This is a genomic window from Xenorhabdus hominickii (assembly GCF_002632725.1).
Classification (GTDB): Bacteria; Pseudomonadota; Gammaproteobacteria; order Enterobacterales; family Enterobacteriaceae; genus Xenorhabdus; species Xenorhabdus hominickii.
Genome location: NZ_NJAI01000005.1, coordinates 172,479 through 175,704, shown reverse-complemented (window position 1 = coordinate 175,704; position 3,226 = coordinate 172,479). Strand labels below are relative to the sequence as shown.

Here is a 3,226-nt window from a genome sequence, read left to right as displayed (position 1 = left end):
TGCTCTTTAACAATCTGGAACAAGCTGAAAATTTGAAACAATCAGTACTGTAACCGCGCTAAGGCGGCAGTATTGAGGAGTCTCTCAATCACTCCAGTCCGAAGACACCTTCGGGTTGTGAGGTTAAGCGACTAAGCGTACACGGTGGATGCCTAGGCAGTCAGAGGCGATGAAGGGCGTGCTAATCTGCGATAAGCGCCGGTAAGGTGATATGAACCGCAATAACCGGCGATACCCGAATGGGGAAACCCAGTGCAATCCGTTGCACTATCATTAACTGAATTCATAGGTTAATGAGGCGAACCGGGGGAACTGAAACATCTCAGTACCCCGAGGAAAAGAAATCAACCGAGATTCCCCCAGTAGCGGCGAGCGAACGGGGAGCAGCCCAGAACCAACATCAGCATCCGCGTCAGGAGAACGGTCTGGAAAGGCCGGCAGTAAAGGGTGATAGCCCCGTATCTGAAGACGCAGGTGGTGTGAGTTCGACGAGTAGGGCGGGACACGTGGTATCCTGTCTGAACATGGGGGGACCATCCTCCAAGGCTAAATACTCCTGACTGACCGATAGTGAACCAGTACCGTGAGGGAAAGGCGAAAAGAACCCCGGCGAGGGGAGTGAAACAGAACCTGAAACCGTGTACGTACAAGCAGTGGGAGCCTTGATTTATCAGGGTGACTGCGTACCTTTTGTATAATGGGTCAGCGACTTATATTCTGTAGCAAGGTTAACCGTATAGGGGAGCCGCAGGGAAACCGAGTCTTAACTGGGCGTTAAGTTGCAGGGTATAGACCCGAAACCCGGTGATCTAGCCATGGGCAGGTTGAAGGTTGGGTAACACTAACTGGAGGACCGAACCGACTAATGTTGAAAAATTAGCGGATGACTTGTGGCTGGGGGTGAAAGGCCAATCAAACCGGGAGATAGCTGGTTCTCCCCGAAAGCTATTTAGGTAGCGCCTCGTGAATTCATCTTCGGGGGTAGAGCACTGTTTCGGCTAGGGGGTCATCCCGACTTACCAACCCGATGCAAACTGCGAATACCGAAGAATGTTATCACGGGAGACACACGGCGGGTGCTAACGTCCGTCGTGAAGAGGGAAACAACCCAGACCGCCAGCTAAGGTCCCCAAGTCATGGTTAAGTGGGAAACGAAGTGGGAAGGCTCAGACAGCCAGGATGTTGGCTTAGAAGCAGCCATCATTTAAAGAAAGCGTAATAGCTCACTGGTCGAGTCGGCCTGCGCGGAAGATGTAACGGGGCTAAACCATGCACCGAAGCTGCGGCAGCGACACTCAGGTGTTGTTGGGTAGGGGAGCGTTCTGTAAGCCTGCGAAGGTGTGCTGTGAGGCATGCTGGAGGTATCAGAAGTGCGAATGCTGACATAAGTAACGATAAAGCGGGTGAAAAACCCGCTCGCCGGAAGACCAAGGGTTCCTGTCCAACGTTAATCGGGGCAGGGTGAGTCGACCCCTAAGGCGAGGCCGAAAGGCGTAGTCGATGGGAAACGGGTTAATATTCCCGTACTCGGTGTTACTGCGAAGGGGGGACGGAGAAGGCTAGGCTGGCCGGGCGACGGTTGTCCCGGTTTAAGCGTGTAGGTGGGAAGAATTGGTAAATCCGTTCTTCTGTTAACACTGAGGCGTGATAACGAGGCACTACGGTGCTGAAGTAGCTGATGCCCCGCTTCCAGGAAAAGCCTCTAAGCTCCAGGTAACATTGAATCGTACCCCAAACCGACACAGGTGGTCAGGTAGAGAATACTCAGGCGCTTGAGAGAACTCGGGTGAAGGAACTAGGCAAAATGGTGCCGTAACTTCGGGAGAAGGCACGCTGGCGTTAGGTGAAAAGACACGCTCTTGGAGCCGAGGCCAGTCGCAGATACCAGCTGGCTGCAACTGTTTAATAAAAACACAGCACTGTGCAAACACGAAAGTGGACGTATACGGTGTGACGCCTGCCCGGTGCTGGAAGGTTAATTGATGGGGTTATCCGTAAGGAGAAGCTCTTGATCGAAGCCCCAGTAAACGGCGGCCGTAACTATAACGGTCCTAAGGTAGCGAAATTCCTTGTCGGGTAAGTTCCGACCTGCACGAATGGCGTAATGATGGCCAGGCTGTCTCCACCCGAGACTCAGTGAAATTGAACTCGCTGTGAAGATGCAGTGTACCCGCGGCAAGACGGAAAGACCCCGTGAACCTTTACTATAGCTTGACACTGAACCTTGAGCCTTGATGTGTAGGATAGGTGGGAGGCTGAGAAGTGTGGACGCCAGTCTGCATGGAGCCAACCTTGAAATACCACCCTTGAATGTTTGATGTTCTAACGTAGGCCCGTGAACCGGGTTGCGGACAGTGTCTGGTGGGTAGTTTGACTGGGGCGGTCTCCTCCCAAAGCGTAACGGAGGAGCACGAAGGTTAGCTAATCACGGTCGGACATCGTGAGGTTAGTGCAATGGCATAAGCTAGCTTGACTGCGAGAGTGACAGCTCGAGCAGGTACGAAAGTAGGTCATAGTGATCCGGTGGTTCTGAATGGAAGGGCCATCGCTCAACGGATAAAAGGTACTCCGGGGATAACAGGCTGATACCGCCCAAGAGTTCATATCGACGGCGGTGTTTGGCACCTCGATGTCGGCTCATCACATCCTGGGGCTGAAGTAGGTCCCAAGGGTACGGCTGTTCGCCGTTTAAAGTGGTACGCGAGCTGGGTTTAGAACGTCGTGAGACAGTTCGGTCCCTATCTGCCGTGGGCGTTGGAAGATTGAAAGGGGCTGCTCCTAGTACGAGAGGACCGGAGTGGACGCACCACTGGTGTTCGGGTTGTCATGCCAATGGCACTGCCCGGTAGCTAAGTGCGGAAGAGATAACCGCTGAAAGCATCTAAGCGGGAAACTTGCCTTGAGATGAGTCTTCCCTTGTCCCTAGAGGACACTAAAGGAACGTTCGAGACGAGGACGTAGATAGGCTGGGTGTGTAAGCGTTGCGAGACGTTGAGCTAACCAGTACTAATGAACCGTGCGGCTTAACCTGACAACACCGAAGGTGTTTTGGGGTGAGAGAGCAGTTTCAGAGACTAATCAGCTTGTTCGAGATGAGAAACAGAATTTGTCTGGCGGCAATAGCGCGGTGGTCCCACCTGACCCCATGCCGAACTCAGCAGTGAAACGCCGTAGCGCCGATGGTAGTGTGGGGTCTCCCCATGTGAGAGTAGGGAACTGCCAGACA

2 rRNA genes are annotated in these 3,226 nt (G+C 53.3%); both read left to right on the top strand.

Annotation, left to right across the window (positions count from 1 at the left end):
* The first annotated feature begins 121 nt into the window (after positions 1-121).
* Positions 122-3,031 (top strand): 23S ribosomal RNA (locus Xhom_RS49015).
* A 78-nt stretch (positions 3,032-3,109) separates the two neighbouring features.
* A 5S ribosomal RNA gene (rrf, locus tag Xhom_RS49010) occupies positions 3,110-3,225 on the top strand.
* Position 3,226: the final 1 nt, after the last annotated feature.